This window comes from Arthrobacter sp. NPDC057259 (assembly GCF_042668995.1).
GTDB lineage: Bacteria > Actinomycetota > Actinomycetes > Actinomycetales > Micrococcaceae > Arthrobacter.
The window spans coordinates 145,160-164,748 of the sequence record NZ_JBHUYA010000008.1 but is presented as its reverse complement, the minus strand read 5'-3'; the positions used below and the strand labels follow the sequence as shown (position 1 = coordinate 164,748).

Sequence of the window (19,589 nt, the reverse complement as noted above, 5' to 3'; positions counted from 1 at the left end):
AAGAGGCACGGCGGACAGAGACGAGGCGGGGACACAGTGTTTTTCCTTGAACCGGAAGTACCCGGCGCGGCCCCGGACCTGGTCTACTCCGCGAGCGACCTGGTGGTGGCCGCAGAGTGCGAGTATCAGCTGCTGCGCAAGCTGGACGAGAAGCTCGGCCGGGCGGCGAAGGCCGACTTCGGCCCGGACGAGATGCTCCGGCACGCGGCTGCGCTGGGCGACGTGCACGAACACAAGGTGCTGGACACCTTCGTCGCGGAGTTCGGCCCCTGGGATGCTGCCCGCGGGGCCGGGGTGTACGACGTCGTTGCCGCCGAGGGCATGGAGCGCGCCACCCTGGTGGCCAAGCACGAGGAGTCGATCGCAGCGCTGCGGGCCGGCGCCGACGTCGTCTTCCAGGCCGCCTTCTTCGACGGGCAGTTCCACGGCCGCTCCGACTTCCTGGTCCGTCAGGACGACGGCGCCTACGCGGTGTTCGACACCAAGCTGGCCCGCCACGCCAAGGTGACCGCCCTGCTGCAGCTGGCCGCATACGGCGACCAGCTGCTCAAGGCCGGGATCGACGTCGCCCCGAACGTCACCCTGGTCCTCGGTGCCACCGTGCCGTTGCCCGACGGCGGCTTCGACTACGTCCGCAGCCACCACAAACTTGCGGACATCCTCCCCGTCTTCCGGGAACGGCGCGAACGGTTCCTTACCCTGACCGGGGCGCACGCGGCCCGGCCCGGGACCGTCGCCTGGGGCGCGGAGGGGATCAGCGCCTGCGGACGCTGCGACTACTGCCGGGAGCAGGTGGCCGCCACGGACGACCTGCTGCTCGTGGCGCGGATGAACGCGGTGCAGCGGAAAAACCTGCACGCACTGGGTATTTCCACGGTGGCGCAACTGGCTGAGGCCAACCTGACCGGCGCCTCCTCCACGCTGCTGCGGCTGCAGGAACAGGCCCGGATCCAGAGCGGGCGCGGCCCGGTAGACGGGGAGGTCACTTACCTCAAGGGCGGCGAGGAGCACACGCTGCGCTACGCCGTGCTGGGTCAGAACACGCTGGCGGAACTGCCGCCGCCCAGCCCCGGGGACATCTTCTTCGACTTCGAGGGCGACCCGCTCTGGCAGGACGCGGCCACCGGGATATGGGGGCTGGAATACCTCTTCGGCGTCATCGAGGCGCCCGTCTCGCCCGGCGTACCGGGGGTCTTCCGGCCGTTCTGGGCACACCGCCGGGAGGCGGAGAAGCAGGCGTTCCTGGACTTCCTGGACTACGTCGAGAAGCGCCGCAGCGAGTTTCCCGACATGCACGTCTACCACTACGCGCCGTACGAAAAGACGGCGTTGCGGAAGCTCTCGGTGCAGCACGTCGCCGGCGAGGACACCGTAGACCAGTGGCTGCGCGACGGGCTGCTGGTGGACCTGTACCAGACGGTCCGCAACAGCATCCGGATCTCGGAGAACTCCTACAGCATCAAGCGGCTCGAGCCGCTCTACATGGGCAGCAACCTCCGCACCGGGGACGTCAAGAACGCGGGCGCCTCCGTGGTGGCCTACGCCCAGTACTGCGAGGCGCGCGACGCCGGCCGGGACGAGGAGGCGGCGGCGATCCTGGCCGGAATCTCGGACTACAACGAGTACGACTGCCTCTCGACCCTGGAGCTGCGGGACTGGCTGCTGCGGCGGGCGGCCGAACGCGGCATCTCCCCCGCGGCGGACGGTACGGACGGTCCGGCGACGGCTGGCGACGGCTCGGCTGCGGGGTCCGGCTCCGCCGGAGCGGTAGCTGCCGACGCCGGCGGAGATGAGGCGGGTGCCGCGGAGCCGGTGGGCCCGGCCGAGGCCGCACTCCTCCGTTTCGCCGCACCCGACTCGGGCCTGGCCGAGGACGACCGCAAGGCCGTCGCCATGCTGGCCGCCGCCGTCAGTTACCACCGGAGGGAACGGAAATCGTTCTGGTGGGCTCATTTCGACCGGTGCGAACTGGGACCGGACACCCATGGTGAAGACCGGAACGTCTTCCTGGTCGAAACCGCGGAGATCCTGGACGACTGGCATCAGGAAGGCCGGAAACTGCCGGAGCGCCGGGTGAAGTTGACCGGCACCATCAGCCCGGGATCGGACCTGCGCGAGGGCAGCAAGTGGTTCCGGATGTACGGCCACCCGCTGCCCGCCGGACTTGAAAGCACCGGCAAGAGCGGGACCGGCCGCAACGGCTGGTTCGGCACCGAAGTCCTGGAACTGGGCGACGAGGACGGCAACGACACGGTCATCATCCGGGACCGGCTGCACCGAAACATCGAGCCTTACGCTGACCTGCCGATCGCGCTCACCGAGGACCAGCCGATCGCCACCAAGAGCCTGGAGCAGGCGCTTGAAACGTTGGCCGCCGACGTCGCCGCGGGGCTGGAGTCGGGAAACCTACCGCGGCACCCGGCCCTCGATCTCGTCCGCAGGCTGCCGCCCCGGCTGGCTGGAGGCTCACCGTTGCCGCAGCCCGGGGAGGGGCCGGACCGGTTTATCGACGCCATCACCGGCGCCGTGCTGGGTCTGGACCGCTCCTACCTTGCCGTGCAGGGCCCGCCCGGGACGGGAAAGACCTACGTGGGTGCCCGCGTCATCGCCCGGCTGGTCGAGCGCGGCTGGAGGATCGGCGTCGTCGGACAATCCCACTCCGTGGTGGAGCACCTCCTCGGCACCGCCATTTCGGCCGGCGTGAGCCCCGCCCTCGTGGCCAAGGACGTAAAGCACTCCGAGCCGCTACCCTGGGAGGCCCGGAGCGCCAAGGACGTGTCCGCGCTGCTCGCCTCGCGGGGTGGGGCTCTGATCGGCGGCACCGCCTGGACCCTAACCGGCGCCACCGTCCCGGCTGGAGCCCTGGACCTGCTGGTGATCGACGAGGCCGGGCAGTTCTCGCTGGCGAACACCCTGGCGGTGGCGCAGGCCAGCAGCAGACTCTTGCTGCTAGGCGACCCGCAGCAACTGCCTCAGGTCAGCCAGGGCCAGCACCCGGAGCCCGTGGACGAATCGGCGCTCGGCTGGATCTCCGCGGGGCACGCGACACTCCCGCCGGAGCTCGGCTACTTCCTGGCCGACTCCTGGCGGATGAACTCGGCGCTCTGCCGGGCCGTCTCAGAGCTCGCCTACGACGGCCGGCTGCGGTCGGCGTCGGCAGCCGACCAGCGCCACCTCGACGGGGTCCCGGCCGGAATCGAGACGGTCATGGTCCCGCACTTCGGAAACACCACTTCGTCCCCGGAGGAAGCGGCGGAAGTCGTCCGCCAGGTCAGGCGGCACCTCGGCCTGATGTGGCACTCCCCGAAGGAGAGCCGGCCGTTGGGCACCGAGGACATCCTGGTGGTGGCCGCCTACAACGCCCAGGTCAACCTCATCCGCGAGGCGCTGAGCCGTGCCGGCCTGGGCGGGGTCCGGGTGGGCACGGTGGACAAGTTCCAGGGCCAGGAGGCGGCGGTGGTGCTGGTGTCGATGGCCTGCTCGGCCGTGGCCGACGCACCGCGCGGCATGGAATTCCTGCTTTCCCGCAACCGGATCAACGTGGCCGTGTCCCGGGGGCAGTGGCGCGCCGTGATCGTCCGGTCGCCGGAACTGACCCACTATCTGCCGCCGCAGCCGGCGTCGCTGGAGCAACTGGGAAGCTTCATTGCCCTGTGCCAGCGCTCGGTGGGGACCGGTACCGGGGGTTAAACGCCAGGCGGCGGGGAGGAAGGCACTTCCTCTCCGCCGCCTGCTGGCGCCCCGTTGCATTCGGGGCCGCCGGGATTTAGTTCTGGTAGAACGGGTAGTCCGTGTAACCCTCGGCGCCGTCGGCGTAGAACGTGGACTGGTCCGGCTCGTTGACCGGCAGCCCTTCACGCCAGCGGCGGGCCAGGTCCGGGTTCGCGATGGCCGGGCGGCCCACGACGACGGCGTCGGCGTGGCCGTCGGCGACCAGCGAGACGGCCTCGTCACGGGTGGTGATGACGCCGAAGCCCGTGTTCAGCAGGAACGGGCCGTCGAAGCGGGCGCGCAGTTCCTTGACCAGCTCGCTGTCGGCGTCCTTGTGCAGGACGCTCAGGTAAGCCAGCTTCAGCGGCGAAAGGGAGTCCACCAGGATGCCGTACGTTTCGCGGACGTCGGCTGCATCGGTCTCGGTGGCACCCTGGACGTTGTGCTCCGGGGAGATGCGGATGCCCACGCGGTCCGCGCCCACGGCGTCGACTACGGCCTGGGCCACCTCGATGACGAAGCGTGCGCGGTTCTCCGGGGAACCGCCGTAGATGTCATCGCGCTGATTGGCGGCGGGGGTCAGGAACTCGTGCAGCAGGTAGCCGTTGGCGGAGTGCAGTTCGACGCCGTCGAATCCGGCCTCGATGGCGTTGCGGGATGCGCGGACGAATTCGTCGCGGATAGACGGCAGTTCGTCGGTGGTGAGGGCGCGCGGTACCGGGAAGGACTGCTTGCCTTCGTAGGTGCGAGTGACGCCGTCGATCGCGATGGCGCTGGGGGCGACGACCTCGTGGCCGCCGGTGGTGGCCTCGTGGGTGACACGGCCTGCGTGCATGACCTGGGCGAAGATGCGGCCGCCCTCGGCGTGGACGGCGGCGGTGACGTCGGCCCAGCCCTTGAGCTGTTCCTCGGTGACCAGGCCGGGCTGGCCCGGGAATCCACGGCCGGCTTCGCTGGGGTACGTGCCCTCGCTAACGATCAGGCCGAGCGATGCGCGCTGCCGGTAGTGCTCAGCCACCAGCGGGCCCGGGACGCCTTCCTTGCCGGAGCGCAGGCGGGTCAGCGGCGCCATGACGAGTCGGTTCGGGAGCTCCATTTGGCCGACGGTCAAAGTGGAAAACAGCATGCGCGGTTCCTTTCGCTGTGGATGATGTCTACTTAGAACAGCAAGGAGGCGCATGCAACTATTCCGGCTGAGACTCGAATCACTTTCGTAGGGCTGGGTCACAGGGCGATCAGGGCGACGGCGGCCTGTCAGGGGGACGGCGGGGTTCCGGCGGGGCAGCCTTGGCCTTGCGGGTTGCGGAGGCAGTCGTCGGCAAAGTTCCGGGTGATGGACCGCCACACGCTGACGGTCTGCGAGGGGCCGCTGAACTGCCCCTGCCCGGGGATGGGAAGCGGCGGGCCGCCGTTGACGGAGTACGTTCCCTGGAAGTGGGTAGTGAGGACGACGCCGAAGTCACCGGTCTCGGCGTACGCGTGACTGGTGGAGGTCTTCTCTCCCCAGCGTTCCTGCGGCAGCGGGCCGCCGGCCGCCGGGGTGGGTCCCAGCGAGGTGCCGTCGCCGTACGTCCAGATGTACTGGACGGGGGTTGCAGTGACATGGACGGCCTGGTTCAGGATGGTGATGTCGAATTGTTGAGCCGCCGACTGGGCGAAGAAATTGGTTTCGGCTCCGCGGAGCGTATGCGGGCTGGGTTGTGCGGTGGCCTGCCCGGGATTGATCGGCAACTTTTGGAACTCGGTTTGAATCATCGCGGCGATGCGCGGCAGTAGATCCGCCGGTTTTGGATCGAAGAGGCAGGTTGGCCCGGAGTGGAAGCTCCACGTCGGGTTGGGCACGCCCGCCGGCGCTTTGAGCCACACCACGGGAATTCCCGGTTTGCCGTCGGGCCCGGATTTGCAGTCGACCAGGTCGCCAAGGCAGACGGTATCGAACTCTCCACCGCCAAGATGACATTGGAGTTCGTATTTGTATTGGTAGGGGTCAGAGATGATTTCGTTGGGACCGACCCATACGAACTCTCCCGATAATTCGTCCAGGGACCAAGCCCCTCCCACATGGACCGCCCCTGGACCCCAGCTTCCCTTGATCGGCGGCTCACCGCCACCTTCCCCAGCCGATGCTGTGATTGCGCCCGAAAGCCCCATCAATATGAGGACCAGAAAAACGCCTGCTAACCGCCGCATATTAGCCAACTATGGGCTGCACATTATGGACGTACCAGGACCCGTTGGTGAAAGTCACAAGCATGAGGTTGCCGGTGTCGTCAGGCTTGGGATCTTTGCTACTCAAGGAACCATCGGCGTTGTAGTAGGCCATGCTCTCTTGAGAAGCCTGAACAGCCACTTGGTAGTTACCGTCCTTGGCCACTTTGAAGGTCGTGGAAACCGAGGGCGTCTTAATCCGCCCTCCCGCCAGCCAGCGGCCATCGCTATGCCAGCCGGAGATGACCTGCTTGGCACTACTGCACGCCTGGCAGTCGGCGGCTGTCATCGCATCCAGCCGGCTCACATCTCCGGTCTCGTAGCCGTAGCTGAGCACCTCGAACCAGTACTTCGCGAAGGCCTCGAGTCCTTCCTTGGTCTCGGCTTTGGCGGCCTCGGGCAAGACCGGGACGGGGACATTCTGGGCGCGGCCAGAGGCATCGGCCGGCTTGTAGGCGGGAGCAGCAGTGGGCGTGGCCGACGTCGTTCCCGGCGATGCGGACGCGGTCGACTCCACGGGGGCCGCCGTCGTCGGCGCCGGCGGGGACTGTCCGCCCGAGCAGGCCGTCGTACCGACCAGGGCGGCAAGAAAGAGGGCGACTGCGGCGCTGAGCCGGCGGGGCATTGGACTATGAAATGGCATGTTCAGCTGATCCCCCAATAGAAAATCATGACGCCTGAAATCCAAACAATGCCTAAGGGTAACTGAACCGCAGGCCCCCGGTAAGAGTTATCCACAGATCATTCGGACCGCCGACTTCCCGGCCAAACAGTTCCTTTCGGCCTCTGGCGTCCCTCTACACCGGATAGAAGAATGGGCCCATGATGTACGAACACGCTGAAGGTCAACCGATCCTGACTCTGACCGAGGATCAATGTTGGAAACTCGTCGAGGGCACCAAGCACGGGCGTCTGGTCGTCACCGTCGGCGGCGAGCCGGACATCTTCCCGGTGAATTACGCCGTCGCAGACCGAAAGCTTTATCTCCGCACCGCCCCCGGCAATAAACTCGCCGAGCTGACCATCAACGCCAAGGTCCTCTTCGAAACAGACGGCATCCTCTCCGAAGAAGCGTGGTCGGTGGTGGTGCGCGGCACGGCCCGCACCCTGGAACACTCCGCCGAGATCGCCGCCGCAGAGGCCTTGGAGCTCAAGCCCTGGGTCCCCACCCTCAAGGACTTCTACGTCGAGATCGCCCCCACCGCCGTCAGTGGACGCCACTTCCAGTTCGGCGAACATCCGGAACGGGACATCTAAGGCAGAGCCGCAGGAAGAACCACCCACCAGAGGCAGGGCCGGCCGCAGCCGGCAGCCCTGCCTAGACTTAACGCATGGCGGACAGTCTGACCCCGGAGCGGCGCAGCTGGAACATGTCCCGCATCCGGGGCAAGAACACCAAACCAGAGCTCCTGGTCCGCAGGCTGCTGCACGCCAAAGGCTACCGCTACCGCCTCCACGGCACCGCCCGGGGCGGCAAGCTCCCTGGCAACCCGGACCTCGTATTCGCCGGCCGGCGCAAGGTCATCTTCGTCAACGGCTGCTTCTGGCATTTCCACGACTGCCGCGTGGGCCAGCACGCACCCAAGAGCAACGCCGAATTCTGGGACACTAAACGCAGCCGCACGAAGGCCCGCGACGCCGAACAGCGCCAGCGCCTCGAAGACCTGGGCTGGGAGGTCCTCACCCTCTGGGAGTGCGGCATCAAAGATCTCCCCGCGCTGGAAGCCGAGCTGGAATCCTTCCTCGGCCCGGAAACGGCCGGAACCACAAAGCACCGCGCCCCCGGCGCCAACGTGACGCACGACACGCCGTCGAACCCTTCGCGCACCGCCTCCGCGTCCTAGGCCCTACCGGCCGGTAATCTCGGCTTCGCCGGCACTGCCCCTGCGCCGGTTTGCTGCAACCCGCCGTCGTGGACTCGTGACGATTTCGGGGGAACTGATCTGTGCCGGTATGCTCGCGACGGAAATATCTGGGCTATGCCCAGAGACAGTCTTGCGCACCTGGGCTAAACTCGGCATTCGGGGAACTAGGACTCTATCGGTCAGTACGTGGGGGTACTACTCACTCCTCAGGAGAAGCACGATGCCACACCTATTGTTGTCCACCGAGGCCCGCCCGCTGCACGCGGTTCGCAGTCCGGAGGCCGCGTCGGAGCTCGATCCCCTCCGCAGGCAGGTGACCGACATCATCGACGCCATTCTTTCCGACGAGAACCCCGACGAGGCACTCGTCCGCGAACGTCTCCGCCAGCACGTGGCGGACAATCCGGGCCAGCCCGAGAAGGCCCTGCTGAACCACCTGCTCTCGGTGTCCACCACCGTGCAGGACGGCACGGCCTAACCACAGGCCACCGGCCTAGCGGCTGATGGTTGCCTGACGTACGACTTCGCCCCAGGACTGTTGGGCCAGGTCCGCCACCGAGGCGAGGATCTGCGCGGGCGGCTGGGACAGGTCAAGCGGGAACTCCACCACGTCGATGTCCGTGTTCAGGATCCGGCGCAGCTTGATCTCCCCCGACCCGGGGTAGATCAGCCACGCGGTGGGAACTCGCAGGGACGTGCAGTAGGCCAGCATCCGGTAGTGGTCCCCCGAGAGGGACGCGCCAACGTCGGAAGCAGCCTGGTACTTGGCGTCGTACACCATCACGGGGCGGCCGCCGAGCAGGTGCACGGCGCCCGGCTGGACCATGATCCGGTCCGCGTCGTCCACCGCCTCGTTCAGCATGGCGTTGTACCGCAGCCGCATCTCCCCCGGGAATGCACCCATCGCCTCGCGCAGGGCGACGCCCACGAAGTCGGAAAACACCTTGGACATGTCGACGACGAACGACGCCGCCTGCTGCTTGCCGTCGCCGGCCTCGGCCGAGGCGTTGCGCAGGATGAGTTCGGCCAGGCGCAGCGCCGGGTGGTAACGGACATTCATCCGGCTGGCCCGCCACGGCGGCAGCGGCGCCCCGGACTGCAGCCGGGTGACCGCGTCGAGCTTGCCCTTCAACCGCCGCAGCCGGCTCAATACGTCCGCCCGGACCCCCGGCACCTGCGACATCCGCTCCAAGGCCGCGCGCAGGATCCGGTTTTCCGGGATGTCCTCGGTGAATTCATCGTAGGAGACCTCCAGGGGCACCAGCATGCCGGGCCGGCGGGAAATCTGGTCCGAGATCCGGATCCTGCCCTTGACCGTCCGCAGCGATTCATCCACGTTCAGGTACCCCTGCAGGACGCCGCGGCTCAACGCCCGGTCGGCGAGCTGGGCAAGGGACTCGGCCAGGGCGCTCCAGAGTTCGGCGTCCTCCACGGCGGCGACGGCGTCATCGCGGAAGCCCTGGTTCTCGGTGTAGCCGAGCAGGAACAGCAGCCGGGCCAGGCCGAGGCGCTCCTTGGGCCGGACCTCCAGCTGGACGGTGGGGGTGCGGACCGAGCCGACCTTCCCGACCGGTTCGATCCGGAACAGGCCCATGCCCAGCGGCGACGCCTTGGCCAGGCCGCTGCCGTTGATGTACGCGGCGCTGCCGGGATCGAGGCGCTCCACCACGCCCTGGGACAGCTCGTCCATGGCGATGTGCCGGACGGCCGGATGCCCGGCGCCCTGCCCGGCGGCCTGCCCGGCGCCCGGCTGGGCGTACCCGTCCCGGAGGGCGCTAGACGCGGGCAAGGCGACCCATCAACTGCTCGAGCCCGAACCGCTCCTGCAGCTGGGCGCGGTTCAGCTGACCGTGGTAGTGCTCCTCGAGCAGCGGCATCAGTTCGTACTTCCAGATCCGCCGCAGCCCGGCGGGGGTCTGGGCAGCCTTCTTCATGAAGTAGGACGGTCCGATCATCAGGTCCCGGTCCCACTCGTCGATCGCGTTGTTCAGCTCATCGAGCAGCAGCGCCGGCGTCGTGTCGAGGCCGCGGGCCTGCAGGAACCGCAGCAGCGTCCCCTTGACCGGTTCGGTGCTGGGGTGCAGCTCGATGAAGGAGAACCGGCGCCGGATCGCGGCGTCCATCATGGCGATGGAGCGGTCTGCCGTGTTCATGGTGCCGATGATGTAGAGATTGTCCGGCAGCGAGAATGGCTCGGTGGGGCTGTACTGCAGGTAGATCCGGTCGTCGCGGTACTCCAGCAGGAAGTACAACTCGCCGAAGACCTTCGCCAGGTTGGCGCGGTTCATCTCATCGATGATCAGGAAGTAGGGCTTCTTCTCGTTGCCCGGCTTGGCGGCTTCCTCGGCCAGCCGGCGCAGCGGCCCGGCCACCAGCTTGAAGGACACCTGGCCCTCGTCGGTCTTATCCGGCCGGTAGCCCTCGAAGAAGTCCTCGTAGGCGTAGGAGGGGTGGAACTGCACCAGCTTGACCCGCTCGTCCCCGGTGTCGCCGGCGAGTTCGGCGGCGAGGTGCTTGGCCAGGTAGGTCTTGCCGGTGCCGGGCGGGCCGTACAGCACCAGCTGCCGGTTCTCCTCTAGCATTTCGGCGATTTCCTGCAGCGGCTCCAGGTCCATGTGCAGGGTCGCGGCGAACTCCGGGGTCAGGGGCCGGAAGCCCTCGCACGGGGGTTCGACGACGGCCGCCGGCTCGTCGCCGTCTGATGCATCGCCCTCCGCCTCGGCCGGGAGCAGCGCCTCAAGCGCCTGGATCACGCGGGTAACGTCCACGACGACGCCGGAGCTGGCCAGCTGCCGCTGCACGTGCCGGGGCAGCTCGGCGAGCTGGTGGTCGCCGTCGAACCAGCGGACCTTGCGGCGCAGCCGGCGGTTGTCCTCGTTCTGTTCGGGCTCGCCCAGCACCACGCCCACGCGGACGGCGCCGGCGCTCTGGTAGAGGGTGAGGTCGCCCGGCTTCATGACGGTCAGGAAGGCGAAGACGGCGGTCTTGGTGTCCTCGCGCTCGACGTAGCTCAGGTGCTTGTAGTCCTCGTCGACGGCGTGCTGGACCAGGCCCGCGGTGACGCCCGGGTCGAGCTGGCGGAGGTGTTCGACGTCGAGCGTCACCGCTTCCTCGTCCTGCCACGCGGCGAGCAGCTCGGCGTTGTCGTGGTGGCTGCGCAGCAACCAGGCGCGGCGGCCGGGGTCCCCCACCTTGCGCCACTGGCTGACCAGCTGCCGGGAGTACCAGTCGATCCGCTGGCCGGCCTGTTCGTCCAGGTGCAGGCGGATCCGGTGGATGTCGGCGGAGATCTCCTCATCCGTATCGCCCTTCGCGCCGCCGACCAGAGAGGCGAACGCGTCGCGGATCTCCTGGCGTTCGACGTCGGCCACGATCGGTTCGAAGTAGGCCGGCCAGACCAGGAATTCGATGCTGCGGCGGATCGCCGGCTGGTCATCCGGGGTGCCCATGGTCAGCTCGTGGAACGCCAGCGGGTCCTTGATGGCGGCCTGCACGACGCCGGCGGGACGCTGCGCGACGTGGCGGACGAAGCGGCAGAGCCACTTCAGGTGGTCCCAGATGGTCCAGTTGAACTCGGCGGTGCGGTCCCGGATCACGCCGTGGTCCGTCATGCCGGCGTAGAGCTCCTCCGGCAGGTCCAGCGGAGGCTCGAGCCAGGACGCGGCCTCGGCCACGCGGGCACGCTTGACCTTGAGGGACTTCACCTCGTGGGCCAGCGGGAGGGACTGAAGGAAGAGCAGTTCAACGGCGAGCTGCTTCGCGCCGCGGGTGGCCCCCTCCAGGTTTTCCCGCAGGTTGGTCATCATGGGTGCCTTGGGGTCCGGGATGCCCCGTTCCAGCCGCTCCAGCAGCTCCGAGGCGGCGGCCACGGACCAGGTCCGGGTGCGGCCGTCCAGCGGGGAGGCCTTGCCGAGCAGACCCGGGCCGAGCACAAACCACGCCGCGTCTTCGATTTCCTTGGAGATGCCGAGGGCGCGGTGCATGGCAGGCTTTTTGTGGGGGGTCATGCCCTCCAATTTACAGGCTTAAGCTGAACGCCCGCATCACGGGCCGGCCCACCGCCGGGCCGTCCGGGGCGTCCTCCAGGCGCCCGGGCGGGCTACTTGCCGCCGGCCCTGCGCTTCACGCCGAAGGTGAAATAGCTGCCGGGTCCGACGAAGTTCACCAGCGTGGCGACCCGCCAGAGCGCCTTGCTGCCGCGGATTTCCTCGGCCGGCCGGCGGGAGATGTCCCGCTGCGCCGCGACCAGGAGGGAAAGCTGGACGAGGGCCGCCGTGACGGTGCCAAACTTCGCCATCGGCGAGAGTTCCTTCCACGTCTTCTTTTTGCCCGCCGCCTTGCTGCGTTTGGCCATGGTTCGTGCTCCTCGCTCTGGTCGGTTCTGGTGCCGATGCCCGTGGGGCGCGTCCAGTCTAGGGCGGGGCGGGCGGCCGGGGTAAGGGCCTCCCGCCCCATCCCTCTTGGTCAACTGACTCGCAGCCGGGGCCGTTCCGGGGTCTCAAAACGACCTGAGGTGCGAGTCAGTTGGGGGTCCGCGCGGTCAGTGGGCGGTGAACTGCTCCAGCTTGGCCTTCTGCTCCGGGGTCAGCCGCACCGCCCGGCCGGTGGCCTCGTCCACGAAGGCCAAATGACTGCTGGCCTTAACGCAGTCCTCGCCGGTGACGGGGTCCTGGACCAGGTAATGGATGTCGAAGCTGGCACCCTTGACCGCGCCGATCCAGAGCTGCACGAGGGCCGGGATGTTGCGGTACTCCAGAGTCCGGACGTAGCGGATGCGGTGTTCGACCACCAGCGCCAGGATGCCGGCGGGGACCTCGCTGAAGAGCGGGACCACCGGCTCCAGGCCGGGCAGCCCGGTGCCGCCGGGCGGCCCGAAGGCGGCGATGCGCGCCTCCTCCAGGATCCGGACCAGCTGGACGTTGTTGATATGGCCGTAAGCGTCCATGTCGCCCCAGCGCATCGGCACCCGCACCTCCAGCCGGCGCGGCTCCGCTCCCCGGGCCGCCGCGGCGCTCAGCTGCGCACCGGCGTCGGGCCGCCCGCGGCGTCGGCCAGTGCCGCCTCCGCGTCCTCACCGGCGAACTGGGACATGTACAGCCGGTAGTAGGCGCCCTGGCTCTCGAGCAGCTCGGCGTGCCGGCCCTGCTCCACGATCCGGCCTGCCTCCATCACCAGGATGGTGTCCGCGTCCCGAATGGTGGAGAGCCGGTGCGCGATCACGAAGCTGGTCCGTTCGGTCCGCAGCGCGGCCATGGCCTTCTGGACCAGGGCCTCGGTGCGGGTGTCCACCGAGCTGGTGGCCTCGTCCAGGATCAGCAGCGACGGATCGGCCACGAAGGCGCGGGCGATGGTGATCAGCTGCTTCTCGCCGGCGCTGACGTTGTTGCCTTCCTCGTCGATGACCGTGTCGTACCCGTCCGGCAGGGCGCGGACGAAGCGGTCCACGAAGGTGGCCTTCGCGGCGGCCATGATCTGGTCCTCGGTGGCGTCCAGCTTGCCGTAGCGGATGTTCTCGTAGATGGTGCCGCCGAACAGCCAGGCGTCCTGCAGCACCATGCCCACCTTGGAGCGGAGCTCGGCGCGGCTGAGCCGGGTGATGTCCACGCCGTCCAGGGTGATGGTGCCGGCGTTGAGCTCGTAGAAGCGCATCACCAGGTTCACCAGCGTGGTCTTGCCCGCGCCGGTGGGTCCGACGATCGCGACCGTGTGGCCGGGTTCGGCGGTGAAGGACAGGTCCTCGATCAGCGGTTTCTCCGGGGTGTAGCTGAAGGTGACGTGGTTGAACTCCACGTGACCGTCGGTCCTGGCCGGCAGCCGGTCCGTGGCGGTCTCCGCATCCTGCTCGTCGGCGTCGAGGAACTCGAACACGCGCTCGGCGGAGGCGACGCCGGACTGCAGCATGTTGGCCATGCCTGCCATCTGCCCCAGCGGCTGAGTGAACTCGCGGGAGTACTGGATGAACGCGGTGGCGTCGCCCAGGCTCATCCCGCCGGAGGCCACGCGCAGGCCGCCGACGACGGCGATGCCCACGTAGCTGAGGTAGGAGACGAACTGCATGACCGGCATGATCATGCCGGAGACGAACTGGGCGCCGAAGCTGGCCTTGTAGAGTTCCTCGTTCCGTTCGTCGAAGCGGGCCAGCATGTCCGCGTCGCGGCCGAAAACCCGAACCAGGTCGTGCCCGGAGAAGGACTCCTCGATCTGGCCGTTGAGTTCGCCGGTGTTCTTCCACTGCGCGGCAAAGAGCTTCTGGCTGCGCGCGCCGATGACACCGGCGGCCACCCCGGAGAGAGGCAGCGCGATGAGGGCGATCAGGGCCAGCTGCCAGGACACGATGAACATCATGATGACGATGCCGATCACGGTCAGCGCCGAGTTCACCAGCTGCGCGAACGCCTGCTGCAGGGCCTGCTGGATGTTGTCGACGTCGTTGGTGACGCGGGAGAGGACGTCGCCGCGCTGGCGGGTGTCGAAGTAGTTCAGCGGCAGCGCGTTGAGTTTCTTCTCGGTGTCATCCCGCAGCCGGCGCACCACCCGCATGACCAGGACGTTGAGGACGTAGCCCTGCAGCCAGAGGAAGATGTTGGCGACGAAGTACATCACCAGCACCACGCTGATGAGGAACGCCAGCTTCTGGAAGTCGATGCCGACGCCGGGGACCACGTCCATCCGGGAGAGCATGTCCGCGAAGTTGTCCTGGCCCTGGGCGCGGAGCCCGGCGATGAACTGGTCCTTGGTGGCCCCGGCCGGCAGTTGCTTGCCGACGACCCCGCCGAAGATCACGTCCATGGCCTGGCCGAGGATCCGGGGTGCGACGACGTTGAGGACGACGGCGACCGTCACCATGGCCAGGACGGCGATGATGCCGGCACGTTCGGGTTTCAGCAGGCCCATCAGGCGCTTCGCCGAGGGCCAGAAGTGCTGGGCCTTCTTTGCCGGGACCGCGCCGAACATGCCGCCGTCGGCCTCGCCGGGGGTGAATTCCTCCTCGACGAAGTCCTCGTCGACGCTATCCGGTGCGTCCTGCGGGCCGGTCACGGCGCCGGCCGTTTCGTCCGGCGCTGTGCGGCCGAGCTTTTCGTTGGTGCTCACGCGATGGCCTCCGCGGTTAGCTGGGATTCGACAATTTCCTGGTAGGTGCTGGAGCTCTGGAGGAGCTCCTCGTGGGTGCCGCGGTCCACGATCCGGCCCTTGTCCAGCACCAGGATCTGGTCCGCGTCGGCGATGGTGGAGACCCGCTGACCGACGATGATGACTGTGGCGTCAGCGGTCTTGGCCTTGAGGGCCTTGCGTAGCCGGGCGTCGGTGGCGACGTCGAGCGCGGAGAACGAGTCGTCGAAGAGGAAGACCTTGGGTTCGGTGACCAAGGCCCGGGCGATGCAGAGCCGCTGGCGCTGGCCGCCGGAGACGTTGGTGCCGCCCTGGGCGATCCGGGCGTCGAGGCCGTTCTTCTTCTCGCGGACGAAGTTGGCTGCCTGCGCCACGGTGAGGGCGTCCCAGAGCTCGGCGTCGGTGGCTTCGGACTTGCCGAACCGCAGGTTGTGCCCGATGGTTCCGGAGAACAGGTAGGGCCGTTGCGGGACCATGGCGACGCGGCTGGTGATCTCGGCCCGGTCCAGGTTGGTGACGGGGACGCCGTCCAGCAGGACCTCGCCCGAGGCGGCGTCGAACAGGCGGGGCAGCAGGGCCAGCAGGGTGCTCTTGCCGGCGCCGGTGGACCCGATGATGGCCACAGTCTGGCCGGGTTCGGCGGTGAAGCTGATGTCGCTGAGCACGGGGGCCTCGGCGCCGGGGTAGGCGAAGGAGACGTTCCGGAATTCCACCCGGCCGGCCCGGCCGGCGGGAGCCACGGGGGTGCCGGGCTCGTGGATGGAGGGTTCGACGTCGAGCACCTCGCCGATGCGGTCCGCGCAGACGGAGGCGCGCGGGATCATCATGGCCATGAAGGTGCCCATCATGACCGCCATCAGGATCTGGAGCAGGTACTGCAGGAACGCGGTCAGCGACCCGACCTGCATCTCCCCCGCGTCCACCCGCTGGCCGCCGAACCAGAGCACGGCCGCGGTGGAGATGTGCAGGATCATGCCGATTGCCGGGAACATCAGGACGAACAGCGAGCCGATCTTGAGCGAGACGTTGGTCAGGTCCTGGTTGGCGGCGCCGAAGCGCTGCTCCTCGTGCGGTTCGCGGACGAAGGCGCGGACCACGCGGATGCCGATGATCTGCTCCCGCAGGACGGCGTTGAGCCGGTCGATCTTGGCCTGCATGGAGCGGAACAGCGGCATCAGCCGGACCACCAGGTAGCCGACCACCACCACCAGCAGCGGGACGGCGACCCACACCAGCCAGGAGAGGTTCAGGTCCTCGCGGAGGGCCATCACGATGCCGCCGATGCACATGATGGGGGTGGCCACCATGAAGTTGAGCGCCATCAGCATCAGCATCTGCACCTGCTGCACGTCATTGGTGCCGCGGGTGATCAGCGACGGCGCCCCGAAGATGTTGACGTCGCGGGCGGAGAAGCTGCTGACCTTGCGGAAGACCCCGCGGCGCAGGTCGCGGCCGAAGGCCATAGCCGCGCGGGAGCCGAAGTAAACGCCGGCGATGGCCGTGACCACCTGGACCAGGGCGACACCGAGCATCAGGGCGCCGGTGCGCCAGATGTAGTCGGTGTCGCCGCGCGAGACGCCCTCATCGATGATCTGCGCATTGAGGCTCGGCAGGTACAGCGCGGCGATGGTGGAGGCCAACTGGAAGACGACGACGGCCGCGATGAACGGCAGGTACGGCCTCGAGTAGCGCCGGATGAGGGTGAGAAGCATGCCCACTGGTCCTTCTGGAAGAAGCGGTTAATCCAAATACATGACAAAAGTAAAGCAGCAGGGGCCGACAGCCTTAGCCGTCCAACTCTACGAGGTCTTGAGCCCCGGCGGAACAGCGTCCGGAAAGGGAGACCAACGGCCCCGCACCTCCCCTCGCGGGAAGGTACGGGGCCGTTGGATCCGGGTGCGACGCCGGTCGGTGCGCGGGGCTATTCGCCGCGGTGCCGGCCGTGCGTGGCGATGTAGTCCGCGGCGGCGCGCTGCAGCTTCCGTTCCTTGGCCAGCTGGCGGCGGAGCGTGGTGAGCTGCTCGGCGACGCGGGCCTGTTCTGCGGCGATGGCGCGTTGCTCGGCGGCCTGGTCGTGAACCGCGCGGAGGGCGTCCGCGAGCTGGACCTGCTGCTCGGCGAGCAGCCGCTGGGTCTGCAGGAGCAGCTGGAGCACGTCGGCGTCGTCGGCCTTCGCGTCCGCCACCATGGTCCGGGACCGGAGGCGGGCACCCTCACGCTCGGCGCGGGCGTCGGCGTCGTCGGCCGGGCCCTGCTCTCCGGCCGCGGCGGGGAACCGGGTTCCGCCGTTCCGCTGCCGGCTCAGGACCTCGATGAACTCGCGGTCCAGGTCCACGATCCCGGTGGGGGTGGTGTCCGTGGACGGCTCGCCGGGACCCTGGGCGGAACCCTCGCCGGCAGGACCGTGCGCGGCGACGGCGTGGGCGGCAGCCCCGGCGTCGATGTCCGCACCGGATCCGGTGATGGCTCCGGACGCCGCGGTCTGGGCGGCGGTTTCGGGCTGGACGTCCACGGTGCGGCGCAGCGGCTTCTCCTTGATGAACAGGACCGAAACCAGCGCCAGGATGCCCACGATCGCCGAGATCATGAAGATTTCCGCCGTGGCGTCACCGTAGGCGGCGCGCATGATGTCGCGGATCTGCGGGGGCAGGTCCTTGAGGTCCAGGCTGCCACCGGAGGAACCGCCCTGGACGGGGATCCCGGCCGCGGCCAGGCCCTGGGTGGCGAGTTCCTTGACCCGGTTGCCCAGGACGGCGCCGAGGACGGACACGCCGATCGCGCCGCCGACGGAGCGGAAGAACGCGACCGAGGCGCTGGCGGTGCCGATGTCCGTGGCCCGGACGGTGTTCTGCACGGCGAGGACGAGGTTCTGCATCAGCAGGCCGAGGCCCAGGCCCAGGACCGCGGTGTAGAGGCCGGTGATCCAGAGTTCGGTGGTGTGGTCGATGGTGCCGGCGAGGCCCAGGCCGCCGATCAGCAGGATGGAACCGGCGATCAGGTAGCGCTTCCACTTGCCGGTGCGGCTGATCAGCTGGCCGGAGAGGACCGAGCCGATCAGGTTGCCGGCGATCATCGGCAGGGTCAGCAGGCCGGCCTCGGTGGGGCTGGCGCCGCGGGCCACCTGGTAGTACTGGCCCAGGAACGCGGAGGAACCGAACATCGCGACGCCGACGGCGACGGAGGCCAGGATGGCCAGGGCCGTGGTGCGCTCGGAGATGATCTTGAGCGGGATGACCGGCTGCGCGACGCGGCCTTCGACGAAGACCAGCAGGGCCAGGAGGGCGATGCCGCCACCGACCATGGCGACCGTCTGCCAGGACCACCAGTCGTAGTAGTCCGGGTTGCCGGCGAAGGAAACCCAGATCAGCAGCAGGCTGACGCCGGAGGTGAGCAGGATCGAGCCCAGCCAGTCGATCTTGGCGGGACGCTTGACGTGCGGGAGCTTCAGCGTGATCTGCAGCAGGATCAGGGCGATGATGGCGAGCGGGACGCAGACGAAGAAGGTCCAGCGCCAGCCCAGCGGGCTGTCCACGATGAAGCCGCCCAGGAGCGGGCCGCCCGCGGTGCCGACGGCCATGACGGCGCCCATGTAGCCGGAGTACTTGCCGCGGTCACGCGGCGGGATCATCGAGCCGATGATGGCCTGGGCGAGCGCGGTGAGGCCACCCATCGCGATGCCCTGGATGACGCGGGCCGTGAGCAGGAACGGGATGGTCTGTGAGAAACCCGCCATCACGGAGCCGGCGACGAAGACGACGATGCTCAGCTGGACCAGGAACTTCTTGTCGAAGAGGTCCGCGAGCTTGCCCCAGATGGGGGTGGTGGCCGCGTTGGCCAGCAGCGCGGCCGTGATCACCCACGCGAAGTCGGTCTGGGTGCCCTTGAGCTCCGACATGATGGTCGGCAGGGCGTTGGCGACGATGGTGCTGCTGATGATCGCGGTGAAGAACGCTGCCAGCAGGCCCGTGAGGGCCTCCATGATCTGGCGGTGCGACATCACCACCTGGGGTGCGGGCTGGGGATTCTGCGTGGCTGTCGGGGATGGCCCGGCGGCCGCTGCGTGACTGGCCATATCTTTACTCCTCAACAAAGGTGGTGGTATCGGTGGATCCGGCCGTCATTGCCCGGGCCGAGTTCCGAAGGGACTCGGCAAGTTTTTTCAGTGAGCGGGCGGTCTCTTCAACGTCGTCCTCGCTCCAGTCCTGCAACAGGGACTGCAGGCTGGCCGCCCGGTGTTCCTCGATGACGCGGAGCTTCTCCACGCCCGCCGGGGACAGCGCCACGAGCTGGGCGCGGCCGTCCTCGGGATCGGGCCGGCGCACGACGTAGCCGTGGTCGACCAGCTCCGAGAGGTGCCGGCTGAGGACCGGGGCGCTGACGCCGAGCCGTTCCGCCAGGTGGGTGGCGCGGGTCTCGCCCTCCCCCACGAAGCGGAGGACGCCCTGAAGCGCGACGCCGGTATCGTCGCCGCGCAGGCTCGCGGCGGCAACGCACCGGACGGCGCGCTGAAGATCAAAAATGTGGTGGACCAACTTGGCTGCAGTGGTCGATGCGACTGACATGTGAGGATGCCCCCTTATTTGCTTGCCCGAAGCAACAATACATGAAAATGATTGCTTTGGGAAACTAAGGGCGTTCGTGATGGGCTTCGCGGACCTGCCATGGGGCTGCCATGAGGGTCCTCCGGAGACGGCG

15 protein-coding genes are annotated in these 19,589 nt (G+C 68.2%); 4 read left to right on the top strand and 11 right to left on the bottom strand.

All coding sequences use genetic code 11. The features are described 5' to 3' along the window. The first annotated feature begins 36 nt into the window (after nt 1-36). Nucleotides 37-3,690: a TM0106 family RecB-like putative nuclease gene (locus ACFUCU_RS14035; protein WP_377973139.1), complete on the top strand. Its 3,654-nt coding sequence runs from the start codon at nt 37-39 to the stop codon at nt 3,688-3,690. Nucleotides 3,691-3,766: 76 nt separating this feature from the next. Here the strand turns inward: ACFUCU_RS14035 and ACFUCU_RS14030 are convergent, their stop codons facing one another. The 3 genes from ACFUCU_RS14030 to ACFUCU_RS14020 all read right to left on the bottom strand — a co-directional run bounded on the left by ACFUCU_RS14030 (nt 3,767) and on the right by ACFUCU_RS14020 (nt 6,436). Then, a complete protein-coding gene (locus ACFUCU_RS14030) occupies nt 3,767-4,837 on the bottom strand; it encodes an alkene reductase (protein WP_377973138.1) in 1,071 nt (356 codons plus the stop codon). Between the two features lie 128 nt (nt 4,838-4,965). After that, nucleotides 4,966-5,442, bottom strand: a complete 477-nt coding sequence (locus ACFUCU_RS14025) for a hypothetical protein (RefSeq protein ID WP_377973137.1) — start codon at nt 5,440-5,442, stop codon at nt 4,966-4,968. 460 nt (nt 5,443-5,902) lie between these two features. Beyond that, a complete protein-coding gene (locus tag ACFUCU_RS14020; protein ID WP_377973136.1) occupies nt 5,903-6,436 on the bottom strand; it encodes a DUF6318 family protein in 534 nt (177 codons plus the stop codon). Between the two features lie 305 nt (nt 6,437-6,741). On the opposite strand from ACFUCU_RS14020, the gene ACFUCU_RS14015 reads away from it, so the two are divergent. The 3 genes from ACFUCU_RS14015 (at nt 6,742) to ACFUCU_RS14005 (ending at nt 8,262) form a co-directional block, all read left to right on the top strand. Then, nucleotides 6,742-7,176 carry a pyridoxamine 5'-phosphate oxidase family protein gene (locus ACFUCU_RS14015; protein ID WP_377973135.1) on the top strand — a complete coding sequence of 145 codons (435 nt, stop codon included), beginning with the start codon at nt 6,742-6,744 and terminating at the stop codon, nt 7,174-7,176. Nucleotides 7,177-7,250: 74 nt separating this feature from the next. Further along, complete coding sequence (locus ACFUCU_RS14010; protein WP_377973134.1) at nt 7,251-7,763, top strand: very short patch repair endonuclease; 513 nt, start codon at nt 7,251-7,253, stop codon at nt 7,761-7,763. 241 nt (nt 7,764-8,004) lie between these two features. Beyond that, nucleotides 8,005-8,262 carry a hypothetical protein gene (locus ACFUCU_RS14005; protein ID WP_290258644.1) on the top strand — a complete coding sequence of 86 codons (258 nt, stop codon included), beginning with the start codon at nt 8,005-8,007 and terminating at the stop codon, nt 8,260-8,262. Nucleotides 8,263-8,277: 15 nt separating this feature from the next. On the opposite strand, the gene ACFUCU_RS14000 is transcribed toward ACFUCU_RS14005, so the two are convergent. The 8 genes from ACFUCU_RS14000 to ACFUCU_RS13965 form a co-directional block, all read right to left on the bottom strand. Next, nucleotides 8,278-9,474, bottom strand: a complete 1,197-nt coding sequence (locus ACFUCU_RS14000) for a restriction endonuclease (RefSeq protein ID WP_364138847.1) — start codon at nt 9,472-9,474, stop codon at nt 8,278-8,280. Between the two features lie 85 nt (nt 9,475-9,559). After that, nucleotides 9,560-11,791 (bottom strand): McrB family protein, encoded by a 2,232-nt coding sequence (locus tag ACFUCU_RS13995; protein ID WP_377973133.1) that lies wholly within the window; start codon nt 11,789-11,791, stop codon nt 9,560-9,562. Nucleotides 11,792-11,883: 92 nt separating this feature from the next. Then, nucleotides 11,884-12,138 carry a hypothetical protein gene (locus ACFUCU_RS13990; protein WP_290258646.1) on the bottom strand — a complete coding sequence of 85 codons (255 nt, stop codon included), beginning with the start codon at nt 12,136-12,138 and terminating at the stop codon, nt 11,884-11,886. 186 nt (nt 12,139-12,324) lie between these two features. Then, entirely contained in the window at nt 12,325-12,744 is a 420-nt protein-coding gene (locus ACFUCU_RS13985; RefSeq protein ID WP_377973182.1) for an acyl-CoA thioesterase, read from the bottom strand. A gap of 53 nt (nt 12,745-12,797) precedes the next feature. Beyond that, complete coding sequence (locus tag ACFUCU_RS13980; protein WP_377973181.1) at nt 12,798-14,738, bottom strand: ABC transporter ATP-binding protein; 1,941 nt, start codon at nt 14,736-14,738, stop codon at nt 12,798-12,800. Between the two features lie 134 nt (nt 14,739-14,872). Continuing rightward, nucleotides 14,873-16,606, bottom strand: coding sequence for an ABC transporter ATP-binding protein (locus ACFUCU_RS13975; RefSeq protein ID WP_377973132.1), 1,734 nt, complete (start codon nt 16,604-16,606; stop codon nt 14,873-14,875). Between the two features lie 209 nt (nt 16,607-16,815). Continuing rightward, nucleotides 16,816-18,966, bottom strand: a complete 2,151-nt coding sequence (locus ACFUCU_RS13970; protein WP_377973131.1) for an MFS transporter — start codon at nt 18,964-18,966, stop codon at nt 16,816-16,818. Nucleotides 18,967-18,970: 4 nt separating this feature from the next. Then, nucleotides 18,971-19,456, bottom strand: coding sequence for a MarR family winged helix-turn-helix transcriptional regulator (locus ACFUCU_RS13965; RefSeq protein ID WP_377973130.1), 486 nt, complete (start codon nt 19,454-19,456; stop codon nt 18,971-18,973). Nucleotides 19,457-19,589: the final 133 nt, after the last annotated feature.